The organism is Pseudarthrobacter sulfonivorans (assembly GCF_031454915.1).
GTDB lineage: Bacteria > Actinomycetota > Actinomycetes > Actinomycetales > Micrococcaceae > Arthrobacter > Arthrobacter sulfonivorans_C.
Genome location: NZ_JAVDRS010000009.1, coordinates 1 through 22909, shown reverse-complemented (window position 1 = coordinate 22909; position 22909 = coordinate 1). Strand labels below are relative to the sequence as shown.

The 22909-nt window shown below is 61.8% G+C and carries 20 protein-coding genes and 2 pseudogenes; 15 read left to right on the top strand and 7 right to left on the bottom strand.

What is annotated here, in order from left to right:
* The first annotated feature begins 462 nt into the window (after positions 1-462).
* From J2808_RS18010 to J2808_RS17995, 4 genes are all read left to right on the top strand, one after another.
* A complete protein-coding gene (locus J2808_RS18010; RefSeq protein WP_309819393.1) occupies positions 463-735 on the top strand; it encodes a hypothetical protein in 273 nt (90 codons plus the stop codon).
* Between the two features lie 566 nt (positions 736-1301).
* The gene (locus J2808_RS18005; RefSeq protein ID WP_309819391.1) at positions 1302-1529 is read left to right on the top strand and encodes a hypothetical protein; all 228 of its coding nucleotides are present in this window, start codon (positions 1302-1304) and stop codon (positions 1527-1529) included.
* A 10-nt stretch (positions 1530-1539) separates the two neighbouring features.
* A complete protein-coding gene (locus J2808_RS18000) occupies positions 1540-2400 on the top strand; it encodes an endo alpha-1,4 polygalactosaminidase (RefSeq protein WP_309819389.1) in 861 nt (286 codons plus the stop codon).
* A gap of 465 nt (positions 2401-2865) precedes the next feature.
* Positions 2866-3438, top strand: a complete 573-nt coding sequence (locus tag J2808_RS17995; protein ID WP_309819387.1) for an SRPBCC family protein — start codon at positions 2866-2868, stop codon at positions 3436-3438.
* Positions 3439-5026: 1588 nt separating this feature from the next.
* Here J2808_RS17995 and J2808_RS17990 read toward each other — a convergent pair.
* The 6 genes from J2808_RS17990 to J2808_RS17965 form a co-directional block, all read right to left on the bottom strand.
* A complete protein-coding gene (locus J2808_RS17990) occupies positions 5027-5332 on the bottom strand; it encodes a helix-turn-helix domain-containing protein (RefSeq protein ID WP_309819385.1) in 306 nt (101 codons plus the stop codon).
* On the bottom strand, positions 5332-5526 hold the full coding sequence (locus J2808_RS22290; RefSeq protein WP_397428085.1) for a type II toxin-antitoxin system RelE/ParE family toxin: 195 nt from the start codon (positions 5524-5526) through the stop codon (positions 5332-5334). The genes J2808_RS17990 and J2808_RS22290 overlap by 1 nt, the downstream gene beginning before the upstream one ends.
* 1430 nt (positions 5527-6956) lie before the next feature.
* Positions 6957-8000 (bottom strand): zinc-dependent alcohol dehydrogenase, encoded by a 1044-nt coding sequence (locus J2808_RS17980; protein ID WP_309819381.1) that lies wholly within the window; start codon positions 7998-8000, stop codon positions 6957-6959.
* Positions 8001-8053: 53 nt separating this feature from the next.
* A complete protein-coding gene (locus J2808_RS17975) occupies positions 8054-9355 on the bottom strand; it encodes a four-carbon acid sugar kinase family protein (protein ID WP_309819379.1) in 1302 nt (433 codons plus the stop codon).
* Between the two features lies 1 nt (position 9356).
* Positions 9357-10622, bottom strand: coding sequence for a RuBisCO large subunit C-terminal-like domain-containing protein (locus J2808_RS17970; RefSeq protein WP_309819740.1), 1266 nt, complete (start codon positions 10620-10622; stop codon positions 9357-9359).
* Between the two features lie 37 nt (positions 10623-10659).
* Positions 10660-11628 carry a 2-keto-3-deoxygluconate permease gene (locus J2808_RS17965; RefSeq protein WP_309819738.1) on the bottom strand — a complete coding sequence of 323 codons (969 nt, stop codon included), beginning with the start codon at positions 11626-11628 and terminating at the stop codon, positions 10660-10662.
* Between the two features lie 192 nt (positions 11629-11820).
* Between J2808_RS17965 and J2808_RS17960 the strand changes: the two genes are divergently transcribed.
* From J2808_RS17960 to J2808_RS17915, 10 genes and pseudogenes are all read left to right on the top strand, one after another.
* Entirely contained in the window at positions 11821-12681 is an 861-nt protein-coding gene (locus J2808_RS17960; protein WP_309819377.1) for a GntR family transcriptional regulator, read from the top strand.
* Positions 12682-13053: 372 nt separating this feature from the next.
* Positions 13054-13179 (top strand): hypothetical protein, encoded by a 126-nt coding sequence (locus J2808_RS17955; RefSeq protein WP_309819375.1) that lies wholly within the window; start codon positions 13054-13056, stop codon positions 13177-13179.
* Between the two features lie 170 nt (positions 13180-13349).
* Positions 13350-14425: pseudogene (locus tag J2808_RS17950) on the top strand (alkene reductase).
* 69 nt (positions 14426-14494) lie between these two features.
* Positions 14495-15208: an SDR family oxidoreductase gene (locus tag J2808_RS17945; protein ID WP_309819372.1), complete on the top strand. Its 714-nt coding sequence runs from the start codon at positions 14495-14497 to the stop codon at positions 15206-15208.
* A gap of 127 nt (positions 15209-15335) precedes the next feature.
* A complete protein-coding gene (locus J2808_RS17940; protein ID WP_309819370.1) occupies positions 15336-16334 on the top strand; it encodes an NADP-dependent oxidoreductase in 999 nt (332 codons plus the stop codon).
* 47 nt (positions 16335-16381) lie between these two features.
* A pseudogene (locus J2808_RS17935) lies at positions 16382-17248 on the top strand (alpha/beta fold hydrolase).
* A gap of 26 nt (positions 17249-17274) precedes the next feature.
* On the top strand, positions 17275-18006 hold the full coding sequence (locus J2808_RS17930) for a strictosidine synthase (RefSeq protein ID WP_309819368.1): 732 nt from the start codon (positions 17275-17277) through the stop codon (positions 18004-18006).
* Positions 18007-18132: 126 nt separating this feature from the next.
* Positions 18133-18735, top strand: a complete 603-nt coding sequence (locus J2808_RS17925) for a TetR/AcrR family transcriptional regulator (protein WP_309819366.1) — start codon at positions 18133-18135, stop codon at positions 18733-18735.
* A gap of 500 nt (positions 18736-19235) precedes the next feature.
* Positions 19236-19595, top strand: a complete 360-nt coding sequence (locus J2808_RS17920) for a DUF4192 family protein (protein WP_309819364.1) — start codon at positions 19236-19238, stop codon at positions 19593-19595.
* Positions 19596-19782: 187 nt separating this feature from the next.
* Positions 19783-20253: a hypothetical protein gene (locus tag J2808_RS17915; RefSeq protein ID WP_309819362.1), complete on the top strand. Its 471-nt coding sequence runs from the start codon at positions 19783-19785 to the stop codon at positions 20251-20253.
* Positions 20254-20390: 137 nt separating this feature from the next.
* Here the strand turns inward: J2808_RS17915 and J2808_RS17910 are convergent, their stop codons facing one another.
* Complete coding sequence (locus tag J2808_RS17910; protein WP_309819360.1) at positions 20391-20744, bottom strand: hypothetical protein; 354 nt, start codon at positions 20742-20744, stop codon at positions 20391-20393.
* A gap of 627 nt (positions 20745-21371) precedes the next feature.
* Between J2808_RS17910 and J2808_RS17905 the strand changes: the two genes are divergently transcribed.
* Positions 21372-21626 carry a hypothetical protein gene (locus J2808_RS17905; protein ID WP_309819358.1) on the top strand — a complete coding sequence of 85 codons (255 nt, stop codon included), beginning with the start codon at positions 21372-21374 and terminating at the stop codon, positions 21624-21626.
* The last annotated feature ends 1283 nt before the right edge of the window (positions 21627-22909 follow it).

The following is a 22909-nucleotide window of genomic DNA, read 5'->3' as shown; positions in this document are numbered from 1 at the left end:
CCCCTCCCCTGAGCAACTCGGCAGCCACACACATGACCGGGCTTAAACAGACTGCACGGCCATCCGGCTCTGCACTAGAGCTGGGTCTCTGAAAGCTGACCTTCAACCTTCGGGTGGTCTTCCAACCCACACGGGAACACGTTCTTACCCTCGAGGCAGGACGTGCCCAGCCCAACAGCATCGAGAAATCTGATTGGGGCAGCCCTCCACGCCAATCATGTAACGACAGGCTGCGCCGGAACTCGTGCCAGCAGCTTGTTATCGCTTGGTTGTGCGTGTGTGACGGTGGTGATGCGGTTGGCGACGGCGTCGGCGAATTCGCTGGTGCTGGAGGTACCGCCCATGTCTTGGTCGTGGTGCCGTCCAGGACGGTCGCTTCGATGGCTTTTCGACGACTGGTTCCCGGCTAACGGTTGCGTACCGCGAACAGGTTCGGGTGTCACGCAGGCTGCAGTCACCGCCGTGACGACGTCACTTCGAGTGGTCGAGCACTCACCGGGTTTCTTGCTCATCCAGGTCGTCTCTCCAGCCGGAGCGCCGCCGCCAAACGGCGGCACTGTGGTGATGCAGCTCGACGACGAGGATGGGCGACATGACGTCATCGCGGCGCCGGTCGAAGCCAACGGCTTGGTGCAACTGCACTATGACCCCGTAGCCGGCAGGGGTGTGCTGCATTATTCCGGCAGCAAGGGCTACGCCGCCGCGGCGGGAGTCGAGATCGACCTTCAGCGATAGCTACGACGGCCACACCCCATTGCACGCTCCAAGTTAGCTCTGCTGAAAAAATCGCGTAGTGGGGCTCCTGCTGCTGTGCTGGCTGCTCGATTAAGAAAGAAGGCCAGAGCTGTCTGGGATGTAGTCCGCCTTGCCCGGCGTACTGACCGGAACGAGTCATGGGGGCTTACTCCCCAGCCAGATACCGATAGCCTGCAGCTGCAACCTTGAGGAAACCGTTTGCCCGCGACATTGCGGAACCCTATGAACATGAGCCTGGGGCCCCGCGAAGAAGATTGTTCGGCTGATGCCGGCGGCCGTAAAGCGCGAGAAAGCCCCCGACCCCCCAGCTCGGGGCTTTTTCGTTAAATTCCCTAGGAGTCAATCATGGCGAGTGCATTGTTCGATCCGGACCGGGAAGGATTTCTTGGCGACACCACCGACGGGATACGGCGGTCATCAAGATTGCCCTTGTCCGGGCCTACACGTTCAGCGCGGCCCACAAGTTCGTTTCGGACGTGACGGGCGCCTCGGAAGTTCTGCATGTGACGAGCGGTGCGCTAACATCCAAGACGGTAACCGGCGGTGTGGCGGATGCTGCCGACGTCGTGTTTTCCTCTGTCGCCTCGAACGCCTCGAACCACTCGGTATTGGTCTTCGAGTCTTCGGCAGTCGCTGGCGGCGGCGACGTCGCGGCCACGGCTCCGAGACTTATCGCCTGGATCGACATGGGAATGAACTTCCCGATTGTGCCCAATGGCGGCGACGTCACCATCGCGTGGGATTCCGGCGCGAACAAGATCTTCAAGCTCTGAGAGGTAAGCAATGATTGTCAAGGCTAGGATGGCGGCGGTTCTGGGAGCCGTTGTCTTGGCTCTGTCCGGATGCACTGTGGGAACTTTTACGCAAAAGCCGATCCCAACGGTGGCACAAATCCTTCCGGCGCCCACTGCGACGGAAATAGTAACGCCAGCGGCGGCGGCGTGGTGGAAGCCTACGGGCAACCACTCGACGCAGTGGCAAATGGTGTTGAGCAAGCCGAATCCCCCGTACGTTGCCGGCGTCGGCATTTACGTCTATGACGGGTTCGACGCCACGGCATCGCACGTTGCCAGCTTGAAATCACGCGGCGCGAAGTCGATCTGCTACATGTCGGCAGGCAGCTGGGAGGACTGGCGATCCGACGCTGCGTCATTCCCGGCCTCGGTAAAGGGCAAGAACCTGGACGGCTGGCCGGGTGAGAAGTGGCTGGACGTTCGGAACCTAACCGTCCTGAAACCGATCATGGAGAAACGGGCGGACGTATGCAAGGCCAAGGGCTTTGACGCTGCGGATTGGGACAACGTGGATGGTTACACCAACGGCACGGGGTTCCCGCTGACCGGGGCGCATCAGCTCGCGTACAACAAGATGCTGGCGGAAATCACCCACGCGCGGGGCCTGGCCGTCTCGCTCAAGAATGACGTTGACCAGATAGCTGCCCTTGAGCCGTACTTCGATATGGCCGTCAATGAGGAGTGTTTCGACTACAACGAGTGCGGCGCCTATTCGGCGTTTGCCAACAAGGGCAAGCCCGTAATCAATATCCAGTACGGTTCGCTGAAATGCGCTACGGCCAAGCAATTGAACATTGCCAGCATGAAGAAGCACCTTAGCCTGGACGCGTCCCGGAAGCCGTGCCTCTAGGCGAGTAGTGGGCGGGGGTAGCAAGATGGCGACACCGTTCTACATCACGAACACCTCGCCCACCTACACCCCCGCAACCCTTCGTACATCATCAGTCAACTCGTCCGCGGCCATGGTGGACGTTGGCCTGCTTGCAACGAAGACGGGACTGCCCCGGCTTTTGTTGACCCGGCCGCCTCAACCTTCCCTTGGGAAAGTCCTGGTCGATCTTGCGTTGCGGTTCTTCTTAGTCGGTTGAGTGGGTGATTTTGAAGTGCAGGTCTGCTCGGGTGCCTGCAAAGGAGGCTGCACCTGCCTTCATGTTGGTGGCGCTTGCTCCCCGGAGCCTGGGGCTCAGAACAGGCCCGGCGAATAGGCGGTCAGCCGGCAAACGGCCCGCCAAAGCATGCGGAACCGAATCGTTGACCACGTGCAGCGCCCTGAGTACTCTGGGTCAACTATCCATCCCTTGCCGTGGAGGAAGCCATGGGCAGCAATTCCAAAAGCAGCATTGACTACGAATTTCTGACCGTCTGGCGCGTGACCGGGACCCCGCACGAGGTTATGGACATTCTGGGTGATGCCGGAACCCTGGCCCGCTGGTGGCCCTCGGTGTATTTGACTGTTGTGCCGCTGGATCCGGGCAACCCGGATGGCAGTGGAAAGGCGCTCTTCCTGCATACCAAGGGTTGGCTGCCCTACACCCTGAAGTGGCGGCTCACCGTCACCGAGCCCATTACGGAACAAGGATTCGCAATCTCCGCGCACGGTGACCTCAACGGCACCGGACGCTGGACCTTCGAGCAGGACGGGCCGGAAACGGTTGTCACCTATGAGTGGCGGGTCAGCGCGTCGAAGCCGCTACTGCGTCGGCTGAGCTGGCTGCTCAGGCCCGCCTTCTCCGCAAACCATCGTTGGGCAATGGCCCGCGGGCAGGAAGCCCTCGCTCTGGAATTACGACGCCGACGGCCCGGCGCGGATCCCTCCAATATCCCCCTGCCTGCGCCGCCCACGTTTGTAACCCGGTACCGCTTTCCAGGGAGAACAACCGACGCCTGACAAGACTCAGGGCGATCTCTGCTGGTGCCGCAGCATAGTCGGGCTACCCGCAAATTGCGGCCCCTTGGCTCTGCCAACAACCTGACGGAAGGATACTTATCGGTGATCCCGACGGGAATCGGTCACAGGTCCTGAGTAACTCCCAGCCACTGTCCTTGAAGTATCTAAGCAGGCCATTTGGCAGCATCGGGTAGTTGATGAAGCCCCAGTGATTACGCCGGCCCGTCTCGTAGGCCCCTCCATTGGTCCGCAGCGCCTTGAACAAATGGGCGGCCCTTCCCGCGAACCGCGCGTCATGCCGCCCCACTCCCCCACCTCCAAGAACCACCAGAAGCAACTTCGCTGTCATTCTGATCCCCATCATCGCTGGGCGGATCCTCCACGCAACCAGGGCGCTCCGCGCCGCTCACGATTCAAAGTTTCGTTCGGCACTCCTCCGTCGCTTATTTCCCCACGAAACCTTGAATCGCTCCCGGTTCCCCAAGTTTGCACTCCGGACCCTCAAACCCAGCGGTGACTCCGCTACCAGAACGACGCACAAATCTGACAGACACACCCGGTGCCCCCAGCGGCCGACTACCTCGTCCACGACGCCAGTGCCGCCAATGTAATCGTCGCTGTGTTCAACGGAATGATCGTCGGTGACGGCCCGTCTCTGAGAAGCGCGGGAGCCGCCTCGTCTACCGCAAGTCTGCTCGAGACGTCCTTCGTAGCGGTGCCATGTCCATGGGAGGAAACGATAGGCGCTTGTCCACCCGGGTCTTACGGTTCAACCAAACCCGGACCGCCCCCGGAAGAAGAGTCCGGATCCCACACACCTGCACTCTGTCTACGGATCGTGCGCCGGTCACAGACACGCCATGAGAGGTGCCCGTTGACAGGAACGTCCCACGAAAACCGACGGTCCAGGCCGCAAAGTCATGTCGCCTGAAACAGAGAACTGCATGAAGTAGTGAAGGCAGAACCATGAGGAAGGGATCAAAATGTAGGTCGAAAGGCCGCCTGTGCACAAACGTGTGCACAATGTGCACACCCCCTTTGGCCGGACAAAGACGCGATGAGCGCACTCTGCCTGGTTCGCAGACAGCATCCATCCGAGGAAGATCTTCGAAGAAAATTCGGCTTCGTCATGTCGTCACCACAACTCTTGGCCATGAACGAGTGACAGGCCACACCTGGCCAGCGGTACAGCCAGAAAGGACGGCACATACTCTACATTCCAGCCAGCGGAGGGCCACCAGCCAAGACCCTAACCCCGCCACACCCACACAACCGAACAGGCAGCCGCGGCGCCAGGCACAGTCCGCGGCCAGTGTCAGAGGGACCCGCGGAGGGTCAATGTCCACACATTAAAGCAAAAATCCTCTGTCGAGGGGTTATGCGTGCCCGAGGTGGGACTCGAACTGCATTCCCACCCTTGCAAATATTGGGCTCCCGCGGAAACAAGCGGAATCCGGCCCGATCCGACGCATGTACGGCCTAGTCCGAGGCCCAGGGTGTGCACATTGTGCACACCCCTTTTTCCCACCTGTTAGATCTCGCTGTACGGGCAAGACGACTGCCGTCGCGGATCGCTCGAGTCGTATCGTCAGGCGATCTGGATTCGTTCGTCGCCTAGCTCCACCTCGACACGAAGCCGGCCGCCGAGCGCCTCGACGTATTTCCGCAAGGTGTCGACTTGGGCACGATCAATGTCACCGTGCTCGATGCGGGAGACCCGGTTCTGGCCGACATGCAGGCGCCCAGCCAGCTCGACCTGCGTCAGGTCAGATGCCTCGCGGAGCTCCCGAAGCCGGTAGGCCCGGACCTCATCGAGCATCCGCTTCTTGTGGGCATTCACAGCTGCCCGGTCCACCGGACGCTTGGCCAGTAGTTCTTCCATGGACTTCGCCACTATGCCTCTCCTTTCAGGATCCTCAGATGATCATCGAACAGGTCATCCGCAACCGGAATGTTCGTCGTGTACCACTTGCTCCAGTTGCCCGCTTTGTCCCCCGCGACAAGCAGGATAGCCCGCCGCTCTGGATCAAAGGCAAACAGGATTCGCAGTTCCGACCGCCCGCTCGATCCCGGCCGCAGTTCCTTCATGTTCTTATGCCGTGAACGAACCACCGTGTCGACCAGCGGCCGACCAAGTTGAGGTCAGCGCTCGGCGAGAAGCTCTAATGCAGCGACAATCTGCTCATACGAGTCTTGGTCAAGAGCTAACAGCCACGGCTCAACTAGTCCCACGTTAACCTTCCACATCAAGGCCATCATGCAACTCAGGTGTTCTACAACTCAAGTGCTATATTGCAGCCGCCGCTTGTTGGACGTGCAGGAGGGACGAGTCGTCACACCCATGCGGTTGTGGCCAGGCAGTGCGTCCCAGACAAGAAGACCTCGCAAGGCGATGATGTCGTCGTATTCGAGGCGACAACTCAGGCATCCTCAAGGTGCTTCAGCAGCCCGGCCTCGTGGCTCCTAACGAAGTCCCGGCCCGCGCTGATTTTTTGCCTGTGCCGGTGACGCTGGACATCCGAACAGGCAACTTGACCAAGAAACTCCGACTTGGAGGTGTGCGCCTTGGCATTAGGCTCATCCAGACGGCGGCCACGGCCTTCTGAAACAAGCAGATTCACGTACATGTTCGATGTACTCAGCGGTATCAGGGAGTCCACTGGCATGAGACGTATCCGGCTGCCCGAAGGTGACCTCTCGAGAATACGGTTCCGAGGAGTTGTGGCAACGCAGGCACCCGCCATCTATGGTCTTGGGAACGCTGTCATCTGTTTTTTAGCTTGCGCGGATCAGGGAACCCGAGTGAGACGTACCCTGGCGCCCGTTTATTCAGGGACGCTGCCAATACGGGTGTGGATTCGTCGTAGTAGTCGTGAACAGTCCACACGGTTTTCCCCGGGTACGGCCGGATAACCCGGCCGACGTACTGGACCAATCTGCCTTTGAACGACACAGGCGCTGCAAGGACTGTCACGGGAGGAGACGCCAGAGTGTGGTGAGTGAGAGCACCAGTCCGAACGATTCATGTTCTGCTGGCCCACCTTCCCTGTGGTGTTAGGGGAGGATTTTGTGGATTACTGTTCCGTCACCATGAAAGATAAGGATTCGGCTTTGGCCGTCAACCCAGACCCAGAAGTACGTCGCGTCCTCGCTGACGATGTTGACAGTGCCGTGCTCTGGTTCGAAACCATACCTTTTTGACGATAACTCGGTGGCCCGGGTTTAGGTGGACCCAATTGTGATAGTCAAGGGGGCGGGCCTTGGTAGCGAGCCTCACGAAGCTTGCCGTTTGAGTGTCCCCGTTCATGTGGTTCCTTCCAATTTGAAGCTTTCAGCATTCCCTGTGATCGCTTGAGTGGCGTTGGCAGCATTGGCAAAAGATGTGGTCGTTAAAAGCGGCATTTGGATTTGGAGAGAAAAGCGGGGGTATGCATCACAAATGCACACCCCCGCTTGGTCACCTTGGTTCTGCCTTAGGTGCGCAATTCTGCCGAGGCAGTTCCGCAGTTGGGCTCGGATCAGCCGAGGTCCGGGATCAGCAGGACTTTGCAGGCGTCGCCGGTGAGGAGTTCTACCGCTTCGTCGATTTGGCTGAGTTTCATACGGTGCGTGATGAGCCAGTCGAGTTCCAGTTTTCCGGAGTCGAGAAGCAGCAGGCTTTGTTCCCAGGTTTCCCAGAGCCGGCGGCCGAAGATGCCGCGCAGGGTGATGCCTTTTTTGTTGATGTGGGCTGCGATGTCGACTTCGGCCGGGCGGCCGGGGTGTCCGACGGTGATGACGGTGGCTTCGCGGCGGACGGCTTCGAAGAGTGTTGCCAGGGTGCCGGGTGCACCGGAGCATTCGAACGCGACGTCGAAGCCGCCGCGGCGGCCGGTCAGTTCGCGGCAGCGTTCGATGATGCCGTCATTGGGGTGCATTGCGATGGCGCCAAGCCTTTCGGCCTGGGCGCGCCGGTACGGGTTGGGGTCGACGGCGATGACATGGGAGGCGCCCATGAGCAGTGCAAGGTTCACGACGACGAGGCCGACGGGTCCTGCGCCGCTGACGAGCACGGCGCGTCCTGCGACCGAGTAGTTGGCGCGCTGGATGGCGTGGACGGCGACGCCTGCGGCTTCGAGCAGGGCGCCGGATTCCAGGGACAGTCCTGTGGGAAGTTTGACGCAGATGTCCTGGGGGACCGCTGCGTATTGGGCGAAGACGCCGTCGATGTGCATGCCGAGGATGCCGGTGCGTTCGCAGGTGTGGGCGTCGCCTGTGCGGCAGGGGAAGCATTGCCCGCAGGTGAGGTGGCTTTCAAGTGCTACCTGGTCACCGACACTCAGCCCGGTGACACCTGCGCCGACTTCGACGACGGTGCCTGCGCCTTCGTGGCCCAGGATGACGGGGAGGTTGAGGTTGAAGGCCTGCGCGGAGGGGGTCCATTCATACAGTTCCCGGTCGGTGCCGCACAGGGACGCAGCGCCGACTTCGATGACGACTGTGCCTTCTGTTGCTTTGGGGTCGCCGGCGTCGGTGACGTACTTAACGCCTCGCTCGGCCGCGTTTTTGACTACTGCCCGCATGGGGGCCGCCTTTCATTGGTTCTGGTGGTGCGTGGGGAATGCCTGGATGGTTATCAGTCGGGGAGTTGGCCTGCGAATCGGCGCAGGATGTTGGTGGGGCCGACCTGCCCGCCCTTGAGCAGCAAACGGCATCCGGCGACGGCGGAGCCGCCGTCGGCTTGCAGGATTGGCCCTGCAGTGACGAACTGGTCCGAGACCCGGAGCTGGCGTACGCCCATGGCGATGAGTGCGTGGCTGGAGGTGTCTCCGCCGCACACGGCGATGTCCCGGGTGAGGCCGGCTGTGGCCATGCGGGCGGCGATGCCTCCGATCAGTGCGCCGACGTAGCCGGCATCAGCTGGTTTGGCGGCTCCATAGCGGGGATCCCCGGGACCGCGGGTGGTGTGGACGATGACGTTCCGGCCCTTCTGAAGGGCTGCTGAAACGCGCCGGTCCAGGGCGGTTACGGCCGCGGCGTCGTGCCCTTGCAGCAGCTCGGCGGATACGGGCACGTCCTCCCAGCCCTGGGAGATGGCGTCGTTGATCTGCTCTGCTGTGGTGCTGGAAGCAGAGGCGCTGATGGCCAGCACGGGTCCTGAGGGCTGCTGCGGTCCAGATACGCGCGGAGTCTGATCCGACGAGATGGATCGCGCCAGTGCTGCCATAATGCCACCTGATCCTACGACGATCGAGGGCCCGTGGCCGTGCTCTTCCCGTGTCAGTGCTTCGGCAACGGCGTCCATGTGCCGTTCGTCCACGGCGTCCACGACGAAGGCCTGCGCGCCGGGCTCCCGCCGGCGCTCGGCCCAGGCGTCCTTGAAGGTGCCGTCCTCGAAGGCGGGCAGGTGGATGGCACCAGGAACTTCCCCGGTGCCGAGCTGTTCAGCCACAACCTGGCGCAAGTCGGCCTCGGCCATGGGGGTGGACGGGTGCCGGGACATGACGGGGTGGCGGTCCAACCGGTAGGTCTGGCCGGCGTAGGTCGCATAGTGGTTGCTGAAGGCGGTGTAGCGGCCGAACCCTGGCTGGGCCGGGACGACGGGGATTGGGCCGTGGAGGGGGAACTGCTCATGGAGCAGCTGGATGCCGCGGCCGATGCTGCCGACGGTGGTAGAGCTGTCGAAGGTGGAGCAGACCTTGTAGAGCAGCACCTCCAGGTTCAGTGGTGCGATACCGGCCAGATCCCTGCGTACCAGGTTGTCGAATGCTTCCCCGGCCAGGGACCTGGAGGGTCCGGCGATTCCGACGACGTCAGCATCGGCGGGCAGGGGCGCGTCGCCAATGACCAGGGCTGCTTCCAGGCCGTAGCGGTGTGACTGGGCCAGGACGTCGGCGGCTCCGGTGAGGTCGTCCGCGACGAAACCGAAAGCGGCCATGTCAGGCACCTTTTCCGAAGGTTTGAACTGCGTGCAGGAGTGCGTCGTCCCCGGTTTGGGACTGCTTGTCCGCTGCCGACTGGAGGGGCACGCCGGCCACGGCCGCTTCCCAGGCCTGGCGCAGGCTGCGCACCCCGGCGCCGGGACCGTCCGGGTGGGCCGCGACCCCGCCGCCGGCGAGCATCATCAGGTCGGTGGAGCCAACGGCGTCGAAGGTCGGCCCGGGGGTGGTGACGTTCTGCCCGGAGGACAGGACGGGCAGCGGGGCGATGGTCTGTCCGAGGGGTTCGAGCAGGCTGCGGATGTTCGCGGCGACCTCTTCGTCCAGTTCGTAGAACTTGCTGCCAAGCCCGCTGGCGTGCAGGTGGTCGGCACCGGCGAGGCGGGCCATCTGCTGCCAGACCCGGTAATCCATGCCCAGGGCCTTGGACCGCATGGAGGCCGCGAGGCCTGCCCGGTGGCCGTGGATCGGTACCTCGGCGAAGCTGCGCAGCAGGGCCAGGGCGGGCAGGCCCATGACCGGGATGTTCAGCATCACGCACGTGCCGCCGGCATCAACGACCAGGTCGTGGCGTTTCTGCAGTCCGGCGAGGTCACCGGTGATGTTGAAGGCGTACATGGTGGAGTGGCCGGTGACCTGCTCAGCGGCACGGATTTCTTCGGTAGCGACCGCGACCCGCCGCTCCAACGGCAGGTACGCGGGGTCGGTCATCAGTTCGTCGTCTTTGATCAGGTCGATGGAAGCCATCGCCAGGTCCCGGACCACGATCCGGAATTCCTCTTCCGAGAGTCCGACGTTGGGCTTGACGATGGTGCCGACCATGACGCCCTGAACGTCGCTGATGAGCTTTCGCGTCCCCTCAATCCCGAAGGCCGGGCCGGGGTGGGCGGCGACGAAGTCATCGGGCAGGGCTATGTCCTCCAGGCGGCAGGCGTAGAGGTCGCCCAGTTCGAAGAGGTTGCCGGCAATGGCGGTCTGCAGGGTGGCCAGGTCCGTGCCGACGTTCTCCATGGGGAAATCGACGGTGACAAGGGCGGCCCGGACCTTTTCCGGAGTCGATCGTGAGGGCAGGGAGGGCCGGCAAAAGCCGAGTTCCTGGACGTCCGAGATGCGTGCGGCGTGCCGCTCACGGATGCGTGCGGATTCGCCGGGGACCGGCAGGAAGGTGCCGCTGGACTGCTCGCCCGCCATGATGGCTGCGGCTTTTGCAGGGTCAATTTCGGACTCTAGGTAGTAGGTGCATCGCACCGAGCGCGGGTCGCGCATGGTTTCTCCGTCCATGAAGGGGATGTAAGGGGTTGGTTCAGACTGCGGTGGGGACCGGATCTGCCGGCTGGAGGCCTCCGGCCCGCTTCAGGGCCCAGGAGGCGACGATCGGGGCGAGGAGCGCTGTCACGAGGACTGCTGTGGCGGCCTGGGCTGAGGCGGAGGCGACGAAGGGTTCGAATCGCGGGTCGGCGACGGCGACTACTGCGGGGACGGCGACGGCGTTGCCGGCTGTTGTGCCGGCGGCGAACCCTATGCCGCTCTTGGAGCCGCGCTTGAGGATGAACCGGTACCCGAGGTAGGTCAGGCCCCCGGTGAAGATGACGACGATCAGGCCGAGGAAGATGCCGGCGAATCCGCCGGTCAGCACGGTCTTCAGATTGATGCCGGTGCCGACAGCGAAGGACATGAACGGAATCACGATGTTCGGCACGTGGTCCAGGGCCTTCGTCCACTCCCGGTCCACGGCGCCGATGATCAGGCCGATGATGAACGGAATCAGTGCCGCGGCAAAGGCCAGCACCGGGATATCGCCCAGCCCTGATGCGCCCAGGAAGATCAGGGCCAGGAACGGTCCGTCATCAAAGGCGCTGGCGACGTAAGCGCCCGTGTCCCGCTCGTCGCCGTACTGGCCGGCGAACGCCAGCCACAGGGCGCCGTTGCTGTTTCCGAAGATTGCCAGCATCGCCAGGATCGATACCCCCGCGATGCCTTCGATGCCGACCACCAGGCCCAGGATCACCGCGATTGTGGCAGGGATCAGGGTCTTGCAGACCAGGACCACCGTCGTAGTTGAGGCGGCGGCCTTGCCGCTGTGGCTTCCAGTGATCTGGGCGCCGGTGGCGAGGATCAGCACCGCGATCAGTGTCAGGGCCCCCTCCTTGAACAGCGCCGTGGTGAAGCCGCCGATTTTCAGGGCCTCGGGCGCGAAGGTGTTCATCAGTACACCCAGCATGAGCGGGATCAGCATCATGCCTGCGGGGACCTTTTGGAGGAAGGCAAACATCGGTAGGCGTGAGCGCCCGGTCCTCAAGTGCATCTGCGTCATTTACTCGACCTTTCTACGTCATTGTATGTTCCAGTCGACGGAGCAAGTCCGTACAATTAGTACGTACATTACCTGTGGTTTGGATCACCCGTCAAGCAGGAGATGCAGCAAAGCCGAGCTATGATGTGCTCGAGCGGCAAAGGAGTCAGTGTGAGTGTGCAACCAGCCGGGGCCGAGCCCCGGGAGCGGGCTAACGGCCTGAACCGGGAGGAGGGTCCGCCCCTTCACGCGCAGATCCGGGACATCCTGCACCGGCAGATACTGGAACGGCCGCTACTCCCCGGCTCTCCCCTTCCGACCGAAGAGGAACTCCAAAAACAGTTCGGTGTCTCCCGCAGCGTGGTCCGCCAAGCGTTGTCCGGACTGTCAGACCTTGGGCTGATCCGTCGCCAGCGTGGCCGGGGCAGCGTCGTGGCCGCCGCACCGGTCCTCCGCCGGCATCTCCAGCGCGCCGGCGGGCTGGACGAACAGGCCGCCGCGCACGGCCAGCGCCTGCGAACCCATGTCATCGCCGTCGAACACGCAGCCCCGCCGGAATCGGCGGTAGAGGCGCTGAACACCACGAATACGTGGAAGATTGAACGGATCCGCTACCTCGAAGAGGTCCCGGTAGCGTTCATGAGGACTTGGGTGCCCCGGGACCTCTTTCCGCACTTCACCAAGGAGCTGCTGGAAAACGCTTCACTGCTCGGCCTCATGCGGGAGCACGGCTACCATCCGGCCGGCGGACCCAGACAGGTCCAGGCCGTGGCCGCAGATGCCGACCTGGCTCACAAGCTTCATACCAGTACCCGTGAACCCCTGCTCCTGCTTCAAGGGGTGACCCGTGACGCGCTCGGCCACGGCCTTGAGTGGTTCAATGTCTGGCACAGCCCCAACACCGTCTTCGACGTCGACGCACAAGTGACGTCGCAGCCGACGTCTATCTCTCAGGAAGGCGTCCGGCGGCTCCGGTCGCTGGCGCAGCAACTCGAATCAGAACTGGCAGCCCTGGGCCACAGCACAGGCTGAACAAGTTTCTCCCCGTTGGGAAGGGCCGCCGAGGAGCGGAAAGTTCCTCCGGGTCCGTAAGGGGCCGGCGAACGGAACCGCGGGACGGAAGGGCTTGCTGTTCCCCAGCGCAGGCCACTGGGTGCCGTCAGTTGAACACGCGCCCGGACGGCGCCGCGTATACCCTTTCTGCGTGGCACCCTGGCTTCGGTGGACGTTCCCCTTGTCCGTGGTTGGCAGTGCCTATCTGAGGTTCCGGGACGTCCGGCGGCATTGTTTCTGTTGCAGTGACTGCACCTGTGCCTCTCAGGAGCGCCTCGGCATGTGTCATGCAGCGGCTTAGGTCCGGTTCGGCTATCCGAGTCGGAGTTCAGCTGGCCCCAGCTGACCACGGTGCGTCAGCCACTCGACCGGATCGCGGAGCGGGTACTCGCCGCCGCCCTCTCACCGGAGGAGCCGGCTGGCGGGATAGAACTCCTCACCACCGAACTCATCGTCCGCAAGTCCTGTGGCTGCTGACCTGAATTCCAGGTAGCTGACGCGGAGTTTTCGTTCGCTCTTCGCCCTCTTGATTCTCGTGGGAATATATCTTGAGCGTGCTCAGTTATGAGTCTAGTCATCAACGACAGTCGAGCCATCGGCTGGGCGGGGGTGATGCTCTGACACACGGACGCAAAAAGGACCAACCCATGACCCTTACCTCACTGTGGCAACCTCTGACTCTTGGCCGCCTGGACCTGTCCCATCGGCTGGCACTGGCACCCATGACACGGAACCGTTCCAACCCGGATGGCACGCCGGGCGACCTCGTGGCCGAGTACTACAGGCAGCGCGCCTCCCTGGGATTGATCATTACCGAAGGGACACAGCCGTCGCCAGACGGCCAGGGCTACGCCAACACGCCAGGGATTTACACTCCCGGGCACGTGGCCGGCTGGCGAAACGTCACCGAAGCAGTTCATACCGAGGGCGGGGCCATGTTCATCCAGCTCATGCATGCGGGACGCATGTCCCACCCGGACAACACGCCCCACCACCGCCAGCCCGTGGCGCCGTCGGCCATTTCCGCCGAGCAGGACATTTTCACGCCGACCGGAACCCAAAAAACGCCGACACCCAGGGCGCTGAGCACAGAGGACATCCAGACCACCATTGATGACTTCCGCCACGCGGCGGCGTCGGCCATCGCAGCCGGCGCCGACGGAGTGGAAATCCACGGGGCGAACGGTTACCTCCTGCACCAATTCCTCTCACCCAACGCGAACCACCGCACGGACGCATACGGCGGATCAATAGAAAACCGGTCACGGTTCGTGATCGACGTCGCACAGGCCCTCGCCGATGAAATCGGGGCAGACAGGGTGGGCATCCGCCTCTCCCCCGCCATGCCATTAGGTGGCATCAACGAAGGCGACACCGAAAGCGTGCGCGCCCAGTACCGGCACCTGGTCGGCGAGCTCGCATCCCTGAACCTGGCGTACCTGCACCTTCACCATGGTGGCGACGACGAACTGCTCCGCTCCCTCAGGGATATATGGCCGACGGCGGTGCTCGTGGTCCGCTACGGACGTAACCGCGAGCAGATTGCGACGACGTCGCGGCCGGCCTTGCCGACGTCGCCCCGCTGGGCCGTTTCGCACTGGCGAATCCAGACATCGTTGAACGCCTGCGCCTGAATGCCCCCTTGAACGCGGTGGATCCCACCACCCTCTACGGCGGCGGGGCCACCGGATACACCGACTATCCAGCCCTTGCCCACGTCTGATCCCACACCATCCAAAGCCCATCCAGGCCGACCGGTGCTGATGGAAATCCACACAAGGAAGTTCGTGAAATGCAATCACTCAATGGAGCAGTCGTCCTCGTTACCGGCGCAAACGGCGGCATCGGAACCCACTTCGTCCACGCCGCCCTCGCACGCGGTGCGAGCAAGGTCTACGCCTCCGCACGCGCCCCCCGCACCTGGGAGGACGCACGGATCGTCCCACTGACCCTCGACATCACAGATCCGGCGTCAATCCGGGCCGCAGTCGCGGCAGCCGGCGATGTCACAGTCCTGATTAACAACGCTGGAGCGTCCGTGGCAACCCCAGGCATCCTTAGCCACACCGACGAGGAAATCCGGACCAACGTGGAGACAAACTTCCTCGGCCCGCTCTTCCTCGCCCGCGCGTTCGCTCCGGTCCTGTCAGCCAGGAACGAATCCGCGATCATCGACATCCACTCCGCCATGAGCTGGTACGCCGTCGGCGGCATCTACAGTGCCACGAAGGCCGCCCTCTGGTCGGCCACCAATTCGCTGCGCCTTGAACTCGCCCCCGACGGCGTCCACGTGGTGGGCGTCCACGTGGGCTACGTCGACACAGCGATGGCTGCACACGCCACCGACCCCAAGATGGACCCGGCCGAGCTGGTTACCAAGGTGCTGGATGCCGTGGAGGCCGGCGAGTACGAAGTTCTCGCCGACGAGACGTCCGTGCAGCTCAAGGCCGGACTCAGCGCCCCCATCGAGGCACTCTACCCCCAGCTTGCGTCCAGCAAGTCTTAATATCAGCAGCCGCGCCGTGGTGATGGGTCGAACCCATCACCACGGCGCGTTTTTATTAGTGCTTGACTTTTAACTGAGTGGAATCATAATTGAGTTAAGTCATTTTAATCAGAAGGAGCATCGCCGCATGCGGGCATTCGTTATCACCAAGTACAGGGAACCGCTGCGCGAAGCGGAGGTGGCAGAGCCTGCCGTCGGCGAACGGGACGTGCTGGTACAGGTTCACGCGGCCGGCCTGAACCAGCTGGACGAAAAGATCCGCTTGGGCGAGTTCAAGCAGATCCTTCCCTACAAGCTTCAGCTGGTCCTCGGCAACGACGTAGCCGGCACCGTGCTGAGCGTCGGGGAAAAAGTAACAGGGTTCAAGCCCGGTGATGAGGTCTACGCACGTCCCCACCAGGACCGCATCGGAACATTCGCTGAACGCATTGCCATCGCGGAGGAAGACCTCGCGCTCAAGCCGTTATCGGCCAGCATGGAAGAGGCCGGCTCGCTGCCCCTCGTGGCTCTTACGGCATGGCAGGCCCTCGTGGAGCAGGGCAACGTACGCCCCGGGCAAAAAGTTCTCATTCATGCCGGCGCCGGCGGGGTCGGTTCCATCGCAATCCAGCTCGCCAAACATCTCGGCGCGACCGTTGCAACCACCGCCAGCAGCTCCAACGCCGGATTCGTACGCGGCCTCGGCGCCGACGTCGTTATCGACTACCGCGCCCAGGACTTCGAACAGCTCCTGAGCGGATACGACCTGGTACTGGACAGCCTCGGAGGGGAGAACCTGCAGAAATCACTGCGAATCCTCAAGCCAGGTGGCAAGGTGATTGGGATCGCAGGACCGCCCGATCCGGCCTTCGCCCGCACCGCCGGCCTCAACCCCATACTGCGTCTGGCAATCACCGGGCTCAGCAGCAAGATTCGGAAGAAAGCCAGGAAACTCGGCGTCAGCTATGAGTTCCTCTTCATGCGCGCCAGCGGCGACCAATTACGTCAGATCAGCGCACTGGTGGACGCCGGCATACTGCGTCCCATTGTGGGGAAGGTCTTTACCTTCGTCGAGGCTCCAGAAGCGTTGCAATCCCTGGCCGCAGGCGGATTCCGGGGCAAAGCAGTACTCACCGTCAACAACTGACCCGGCGCCAGCCACATTCACCCAGAGAGTCCAGGAGACCAACCATCATGGGCAACACCGACACTCCAGAGGAAACAGTAGTCACCTCATACTCAAAGGCCCCTGCCAGAACTGTCACCGCCGGAGGTGTCAGATACGCATATCGCGAGCTTGGCCCGAAAGGCGGCATCCCCGTCGTGTTCTTCGTGCACCTCGCTGCCACCCTTGATAACTGGGACCCCCGCATCATCGACCCCATCGCCAAGAACCGCCACGTGATCACCTTCGATCAGCCGGGAGTAGGCGCTTCCACAGGATAAGTGCCCAACAGCATCGAAGCAATGGCCGACGACGCCTACACCTTCATCAAGGCCCTAGGGTTCGAAAAGATAGATGTTTTCTCCTTTTCATTGGGCGGAATGGTGGCCCAGGACCTGGTCGTCAAACATCCCGAACTCGTCCGAAAGCTCGTACTCACCGGAACCGGTCCACGAGGAGGCAAAGACATCGACAAGGTTGTCGGCACCACCTACGGGGACATCCTCCGGGCAACCCTAACCAGGTCCGACCCCAAGGAATTCCTGTTCTTCAACCGCAACACCACCGGCAAACCCGCTGCGAAAGCCTTCATCAAACGCCTTCAGGAACGGACGGAGAACCGTGACAAGTCAATCAGCACCCGCGCATTCCGGACGCAACTGAAAGCAATTAAGAAGTACGGCCGCTCGGCCCCGTCCGACCTTTCCATCCTCACTCAACCCACCCTGATCGCCAACGGCGACAACGACCGCATGGTGCCCTCCGAGCTCTCCGAGGACCTGCACCGACGCATCAAGGGATCCGAACTGATCATCTACCCCGACTCCGGCCACGGTGGTATCTTCCAGTACCACGCAACGTTCGCACCCGCCGTCGTCGACTTTCTCGCCCCCTGACCACTACGCTGCGAAAGAAGACCGCCATGGGCACCCCACCGGCAACAACCCAACCGCAGGCTACGAAGCACTTCACCTCCTCGGTCCTGCTCTGGGTACGCAACGGGCAGCCCCGCCAATCCGGGATGGACTATTGGAAGGGCCCGCACTCGGGCATCATCTCCGCCACACCAGGGCTGGAGGAATACCGGCAAATTCACCTCGCAGAACACAACCCCGGCCTGTGGCCGGCAACCACAGGGGTGGAGACCACCATCCCCGTAGATCGGAAGATCGACGGCATCGCCGAAGTCACCTTCCAATCAGCGCTTTCGCCGCTCAAAGGGCGCAAGCAGACCGCCTTGGCCTACAAAGACGAGATCAACGTGTTCCGCCGCACCCTTCTCTACGCCGGCCCGCCCAACACCGCACGCTGGTTTGACGTAGCCTCCCCGGCAGAGACCGTCGGGGCTCGAGCGATCATCTACCTCCGCCGCCGCCACGGTGTTCGCCCAGGCACGTTCCGGCGGACCGTCACGAAGAGACTTGTGCCCGCCCTGGTCATCACCGGGGTGCTGAAGGATCCGGAAGATGTGGGACACTCCCCATGTAGCCCACGACAACCCGGCGGACCACAGATTCCACGCATCGATCATCCTGGGATTCGCCGACCCCGCAGCCCGCGATGCCTTCTTCGGCAGTCCTGCCGTCCCCACCCTCCCATCAGCTGGCCCCCGTTGTCTCCGCCATCCACGCCTATGAGGTTGAAGCAGCATTGACGTACGTCAAGCACGGCCGGATACTCCCCCACTACGAAGAGTAGGGACGCCAGTTAGGCCCCCTGACCCCATAGCTTCGATATACTCATTACTGAGTCCAGTCATTTCATGCCCCGAGGAACCCACATGCCTGTCACATCTCAGCCGCTCGGACGGCGCGAGCGGAACAAGCAGGAAAAGCTGGACCGCATTACCGCCGCAGCCACTGAACTGTTCGCCAAATACGGGGTCGAGGACGTCACCACCCAGCAGATCGCCGACAGAGCAGACATCGGCACCGGAACCCTCTTTCTGTACGCCAAAACCAAAGGAGAACTCCTCCTCCTCGTCCAGAACACCAACTACGCCGAAGCCCTCGAACGCGGCCGAGCACATGCTGAAACCATTATGGATGCCCTGGACGCGGTGATGTCCATCGTGAGACCGATCGTGGAGTGCAACCGAACCCAAATCGACAACGGACGCTTCTACCTACGGGAAATGGTCTTCGGAGACCCTACTGAACCGCACCATCACGCTGCCCTATCGATCGTTGGGCAAACCGAGGAAGCCATCGCCGCCATACTGGACCGGGAACAACATGCCGGTATGGGTGACGCCGCGACCACAGCGCGCATTGTCTCGGCGATCATGTTCGTCAGCATGGCGGCAAGTCTGAACGCTGGGTTGGATATCGAGTCACTGGTACAGGACATCAGGACACAAATCAGCCTGCTGATACCCCGCTGAAGGAAGGCTAAAACTAAACCCACCCCGCAGCCACTCGTTACGGTTGCACTCGCCGCTACGAACCCCGTGACCTCAATGGCGCGAAACCAGCACCACCGATCGACAGCTTCTCCCTGAATGAAACGCAACCCTCTCCACTAGGTTCGCGTTTTCCCGCACGACATATGGGTTCTTACTGGCAGACTGGTCGCCTTCGGCATGCGAAGATCACGTGAACTGCCAAAGCTCCCGAATTCAGGCTAGGGGCTGGCGATGCTGGGACCACTCCCGTTTTTCATTCCTGCCGTCACGGGGATAACACGGCCGTGACCAACTAAAAAACACCCGGCCGAATGTAGCGACTGAACTCTCATGTCGGGAGTCACCCTACATGCTGCGCTTGCGGATCACCTCCATGTCCTTCAGACCTCTCGTATGCGATGAGTGAACGTTAGCCGAGGGACGCGACAGTGATGACTGCAGACAACAGCAACAAGGAACAAGGAACAAGGAACATTTAAGTGTGGACCGACCTCGTCAGCCTCATCGGCCACAGCCTCGGCTACTGGCCCCACGAAAGCCTCGTCTGCATCTCGCTCCAAAACAACCGGATGGGCGCAACCCTCCGGCTGGACCTGCCCACCACACCCGATCACGCCCACATGTACGCACGAAAAGTCGGCGGCTGCCTCAGCAGCGACAAGGACGCGACGGCGGCCGTCCTCGCAAACTTCACCAACACCAACCGCGACAACAACAGCGAGGCCCTCTTCGGCACTTGCAAGAATGTCCTACTCGCGACGATCGCCAAGAACCACCTGCACTCTGAGTCCGCTTCGAAAGAGGGCGACGATAACCTCATTCGCCGGATTCTGCAGTAACCGTGTTAGCACGGAGGCGCAGACGCCTATCCTGACCGGAACATGAACATATCGGGTCAAATCTGATCCGGAACCGTCCCCGGCCTCCAGAGGTTTGTCAGTTCCAAGTTTTCCCGCACCGCCATTGTCGCAACTGCGCATGCAGGGGCAATTATTCTCCGGCCGGACCCCTACTCAGGAGACGAAAATGTTTGGAGCCACAATCCCGGTCAAGAAGAATGCCTTGCTTGTCGCAGCCTCACTTGCCCTCACAGCTGCGCCCGTCGCTTTGGCAACCCCGGCCCAAGCCGCAGCCCCGCACATATTTGCCTGCAGCGTTACGCCTTTGCGCCCGATCTTTGTCGGCGTTGGCGTGCACGGCAAAAAGCTCACCGATTCTCCCGTAAAGGTGACCTGCCTGAAGGATCGGTTCGTGACAGTCCAGCACCGGGTCTGGGAGGTTGACTTCCCCGCACCAAATCAGCTGATAAAGAATTCGTCCAAGACAGTTCACGTAGGAGCCAACAAGACCCTCAAGCTTCACAACGTGCTCCCCACCATCAACACCGAAGTGGGACCGGAAGAAGTCTTCCACCAAGCCCGACACCAGGAGGACCCTCCGTTTGGTATTCCGGTTTGGAGTAGCTGGAGATCCACTCCGATCATCTCGATGCCCTAATACCCACTAGAAGATGGCGGCGTCAGCGAACTGGCGCCGCCATTTCTCCTCGAATCTATTCAGCAGGGGCTCTGCCACCCCGGCGGATCATGCCGAAGCGTCTCCAAAGAGACGCACGGCTTAGGTCAGGGCGAAGTTCAGTTCACGCGCGAGAACGACCGCAGGCTCTCCCAGTTGGTTGTCACGTGCGGATTTACTTCATCTAAGGCTTTTCCTTTAAGGATCCCTTGGTCGGGGCCCGTGAAGTGGCCGCCCACGAGATGGTCCTCACTCGTGTACCTGCCGCGCGTGTTGTTGTTCCACTGGATCACCAGCTCGACTTTCTCCCCCCGGGCAGTGCCGTCTACGCTCGTACTCCGAACCCGTTCGCCTGAGTGCGTCGCGGTTCCGTCAAGTACGCCGTCCTCGTTCTGATGCAGAACCAGGTCAACAAGGAAGCCATTTTCCTGCTTGATTTGCCATGCTCCTGAGACATCTACGTTTCGGGTCATTCCGCCATCTCCGTCCATGAGTCACCGACGGCGTCGAGCGGCCGTCCGACCGGAGTAGGCCTCGATCCCACCGGCGTGCCAGAACTAGAAGCAGCCCACTCTGAATCAATACGCTACTCCGCGTTGAAAAGGATGTATCCCGGCGAAAACCATTCCCTACCCGCCTACGTGCAATCGGTGGTTCGTTGCTGATACCCGCCATCAGGCCTCAATCCCGCAAAGGCTCCAAGGCCTATCTCCCCGTCCGCAGACGAAACGCCATGGGCACCTATGCACGCCGCTGTAGGCTGGCGGCCCATCGGGCTTGCATCCCAGCGCACTCCCCACCCTGGATACCACCCCACAGCCCTTTGGCGGGCATACCCAGTCAGCCGCCCCGGCCCATCAAAGCCCTTCGGATACACGGCGGATACCATTTGGGCCTCCCCCAGCTCAGCTGACGAAAGGCCGGTATTCGCGTTGAAGCCAAAGTGGGGAGTTGTCTCTGATGGCCTTTTTGGGGGACGGCCGGCCCTCGCCGGCGCCACGACGGGCGGCAGCACCCGGTCTCCCCCACAGGTCATGTCAGAAACCACGCCCGGGAGCACGAAGAGATGTCACCGGAAACGGACGAGGAGCGAAGCGACGATGGACGCCGGCTTCCCCGCACGTCATGTCGCCCGCACCGCCTCGCTGCATGAACTGGTTTCGACCAAAATGCTCGCAGGAAGGGACCAGATGCAAGCCGAACAGCCTTTTCAGGACGTGCAACCCCCTTTGGCAAGAGAACCGGGCCACACTCCGGCACCCATTGGCCAAGAAGGAGCCAAACTGGGCGAAAAATACTCAAAAAACCTCGCCCAGCTCATGTCGTCGACACAACATCACAGCATGAATAGGTGAAGAACCAACCACAGTTGCCGGAGAATCAGAAAGGAGCCAGTAACACGCCAGATCCCAGCAGGCGGAGGCCCCCCATCCAGGGCTCTAAACCGCCACCCACACAATTACATCGGCGCGCGCGGCGCCAAGCACACTCCGCAGCCGGCCTCAGAGGGCCGCTGGAGGGTAAATGTACACACAACAGAAGCTTAAAACCGCCTCTGACGTGGGAAAACGTGCCCGAGTTGGACTCGAACTGCATTCCAGCCCTTGCAAACACTGTGCTCCCGCGGAAACGTGCGGAATCCAGAGCAGTCCCGAGGCTGTACTACCCAATTTGAGGCTGAAATTGTTGACAATGTCCACACCCGCGGTTTGACCCTAAGCGGGCACTGTTGAAGCAACCGCACGCCTAACCGATCAAGTTGGTGAGACCGTTGCGTTTCTTCCACTGCTACAGCCAGCAGCGGCGTCCACGTGGGATTTGGCATCCTCGCTTGAAAGCCCTCCATACCCCCCTTGAAACGGGTCTCCGGTGAGACGCCTTTCCGAGTTGCAGGGGCCGGGCTCTCCTACCCTGTGAACCGCGACGCTAAATGGCGGCTTGTCCGTAGCGCTATTTGTCGGCCCCGGGTCAAGTGGCTTGAGGCGAAATCTAGCACGGGTAGCCGCGGCTCGCCCACAGCGGGACTAGTACCTCGTCGACGATGCGCTCGAAGTCGGCGCGTTCCAGGGGGCGCGCAATGATGTGGGGAGGCTCGTCAGGAGTCCGATGACCATGGCCAGGTCGATCGATGCGTGAGGCCAATGCGGGTCGGTCACCTTACCGGCGTGGAGGGGTCGCCTGCGTGCGCATCGTGCCCTCGCAGCCCCTCAGCCGATCCTTCAATGCTGAAGAACGCGGCCCGCACCGGCAGACATGTCAGTTGTCGGTTGCTGCCGGCTGTCCTGAAACGCTGGACAAACGAGACGTCTCACCGACTGACTAGAACGAATAAAGCAACTTCACACCTCTATGTCCCGTTCCCCGGTCTGCTGGTCCACGCCTAGGCGGGGCCATAGGTTACGGGCGGCGGTGTCGAAAAAGTTCTTCTTTTACAAGCTTTAAAGTTCTTGTTGCAGAGATCAGCCTGGTTGTCATCCTGTAGCTAAGTTCACCGGATAGTCTCTGGAGAGTGTGACCCAGGCCCGGCCCGCGACCTCGCAGGCTGAACCGTCCCGGGTTTGATGCCGCTATCTTCTGTGAGAAAGATAGTGATTATGCCCAAGCAGTTTCCGCCCGAAGTCCGTGACCGTGCAGTGCG

Excerpts from the sequence above, each read along its gene's own strand:
- J2808_RS18000 (WP_309819389.1), top strand. The coding sequence starts at position 1,540 with ATGATTGTCAAGGCTAGGATGGCGGCGGTTCTGGGAGCCGTTGTCTTG.
- J2808_RS17995 (WP_309819387.1), top strand. The coding sequence starts at position 2,866 with ATGGGCAGCAATTCCAAAAGCAGCATTGACTACGAATTTCTGACCGTC.
- J2808_RS22290 (WP_397428085.1), bottom strand. The coding sequence starts at position 5,526 with ATGAAGGAACTGCGGCCGGGATCGAGCGGGCGGTCGGAACTGCGAATC.
- J2808_RS17980 (WP_309819381.1), bottom strand. The coding sequence starts at position 8,000 with ATGCGGGCAGTAGTCAAAAACGCGGCCGAGCGAGGCGTTAAGTACGTC.
- J2808_RS17975 (WP_309819379.1), bottom strand. The coding sequence starts at position 9,355 with ATGGCCGCTTTCGGTTTCGTCGCGGACGACCTCACCGGAGCCGCCGAC.
- J2808_RS17970 (WP_309819740.1), bottom strand. The coding sequence starts at position 10,622 with ATGCGCGACCCGCGCTCGGTGCGATGCACCTACTACCTAGAGTCCGAA.
- J2808_RS17965 (WP_309819738.1), bottom strand. The coding sequence starts at position 11,628 with ATGTTTGCCTTCCTCCAAAAGGTCCCCGCAGGCATGATGCTGATCCCG.
- J2808_RS17945 (WP_309819372.1), top strand. The coding sequence starts at position 14,495 with ATGCAATCACTCAATGGAGCAGTCGTCCTCGTTACCGGCGCAAACGGC.
- J2808_RS17940 (WP_309819370.1), top strand. The coding sequence starts at position 15,336 with ATGCGGGCATTCGTTATCACCAAGTACAGGGAACCGCTGCGCGAAGCG.
- J2808_RS17930 (WP_309819368.1), top strand. The coding sequence starts at position 17,275 with ATGGGCACCCCACCGGCAACAACCCAACCGCAGGCTACGAAGCACTTC.
- J2808_RS17925 (WP_309819366.1), top strand. The coding sequence starts at position 18,133 with ATGCCTGTCACATCTCAGCCGCTCGGACGGCGCGAGCGGAACAAGCAG.
- J2808_RS17915 (WP_309819362.1), top strand. The coding sequence starts at position 19,783 with ATGTTTGGAGCCACAATCCCGGTCAAGAAGAATGCCTTGCTTGTCGCA.
- J2808_RS17910 (WP_309819360.1), bottom strand. The coding sequence starts at position 20,744 with ATGACCCGAAACGTAGATGTCTCAGGAGCATGGCAAATCAAGCAGGAA.
- J2808_RS17905 (WP_309819358.1), top strand. The coding sequence starts at position 21,372 with ATGGACGCCGGCTTCCCCGCACGTCATGTCGCCCGCACCGCCTCGCTG.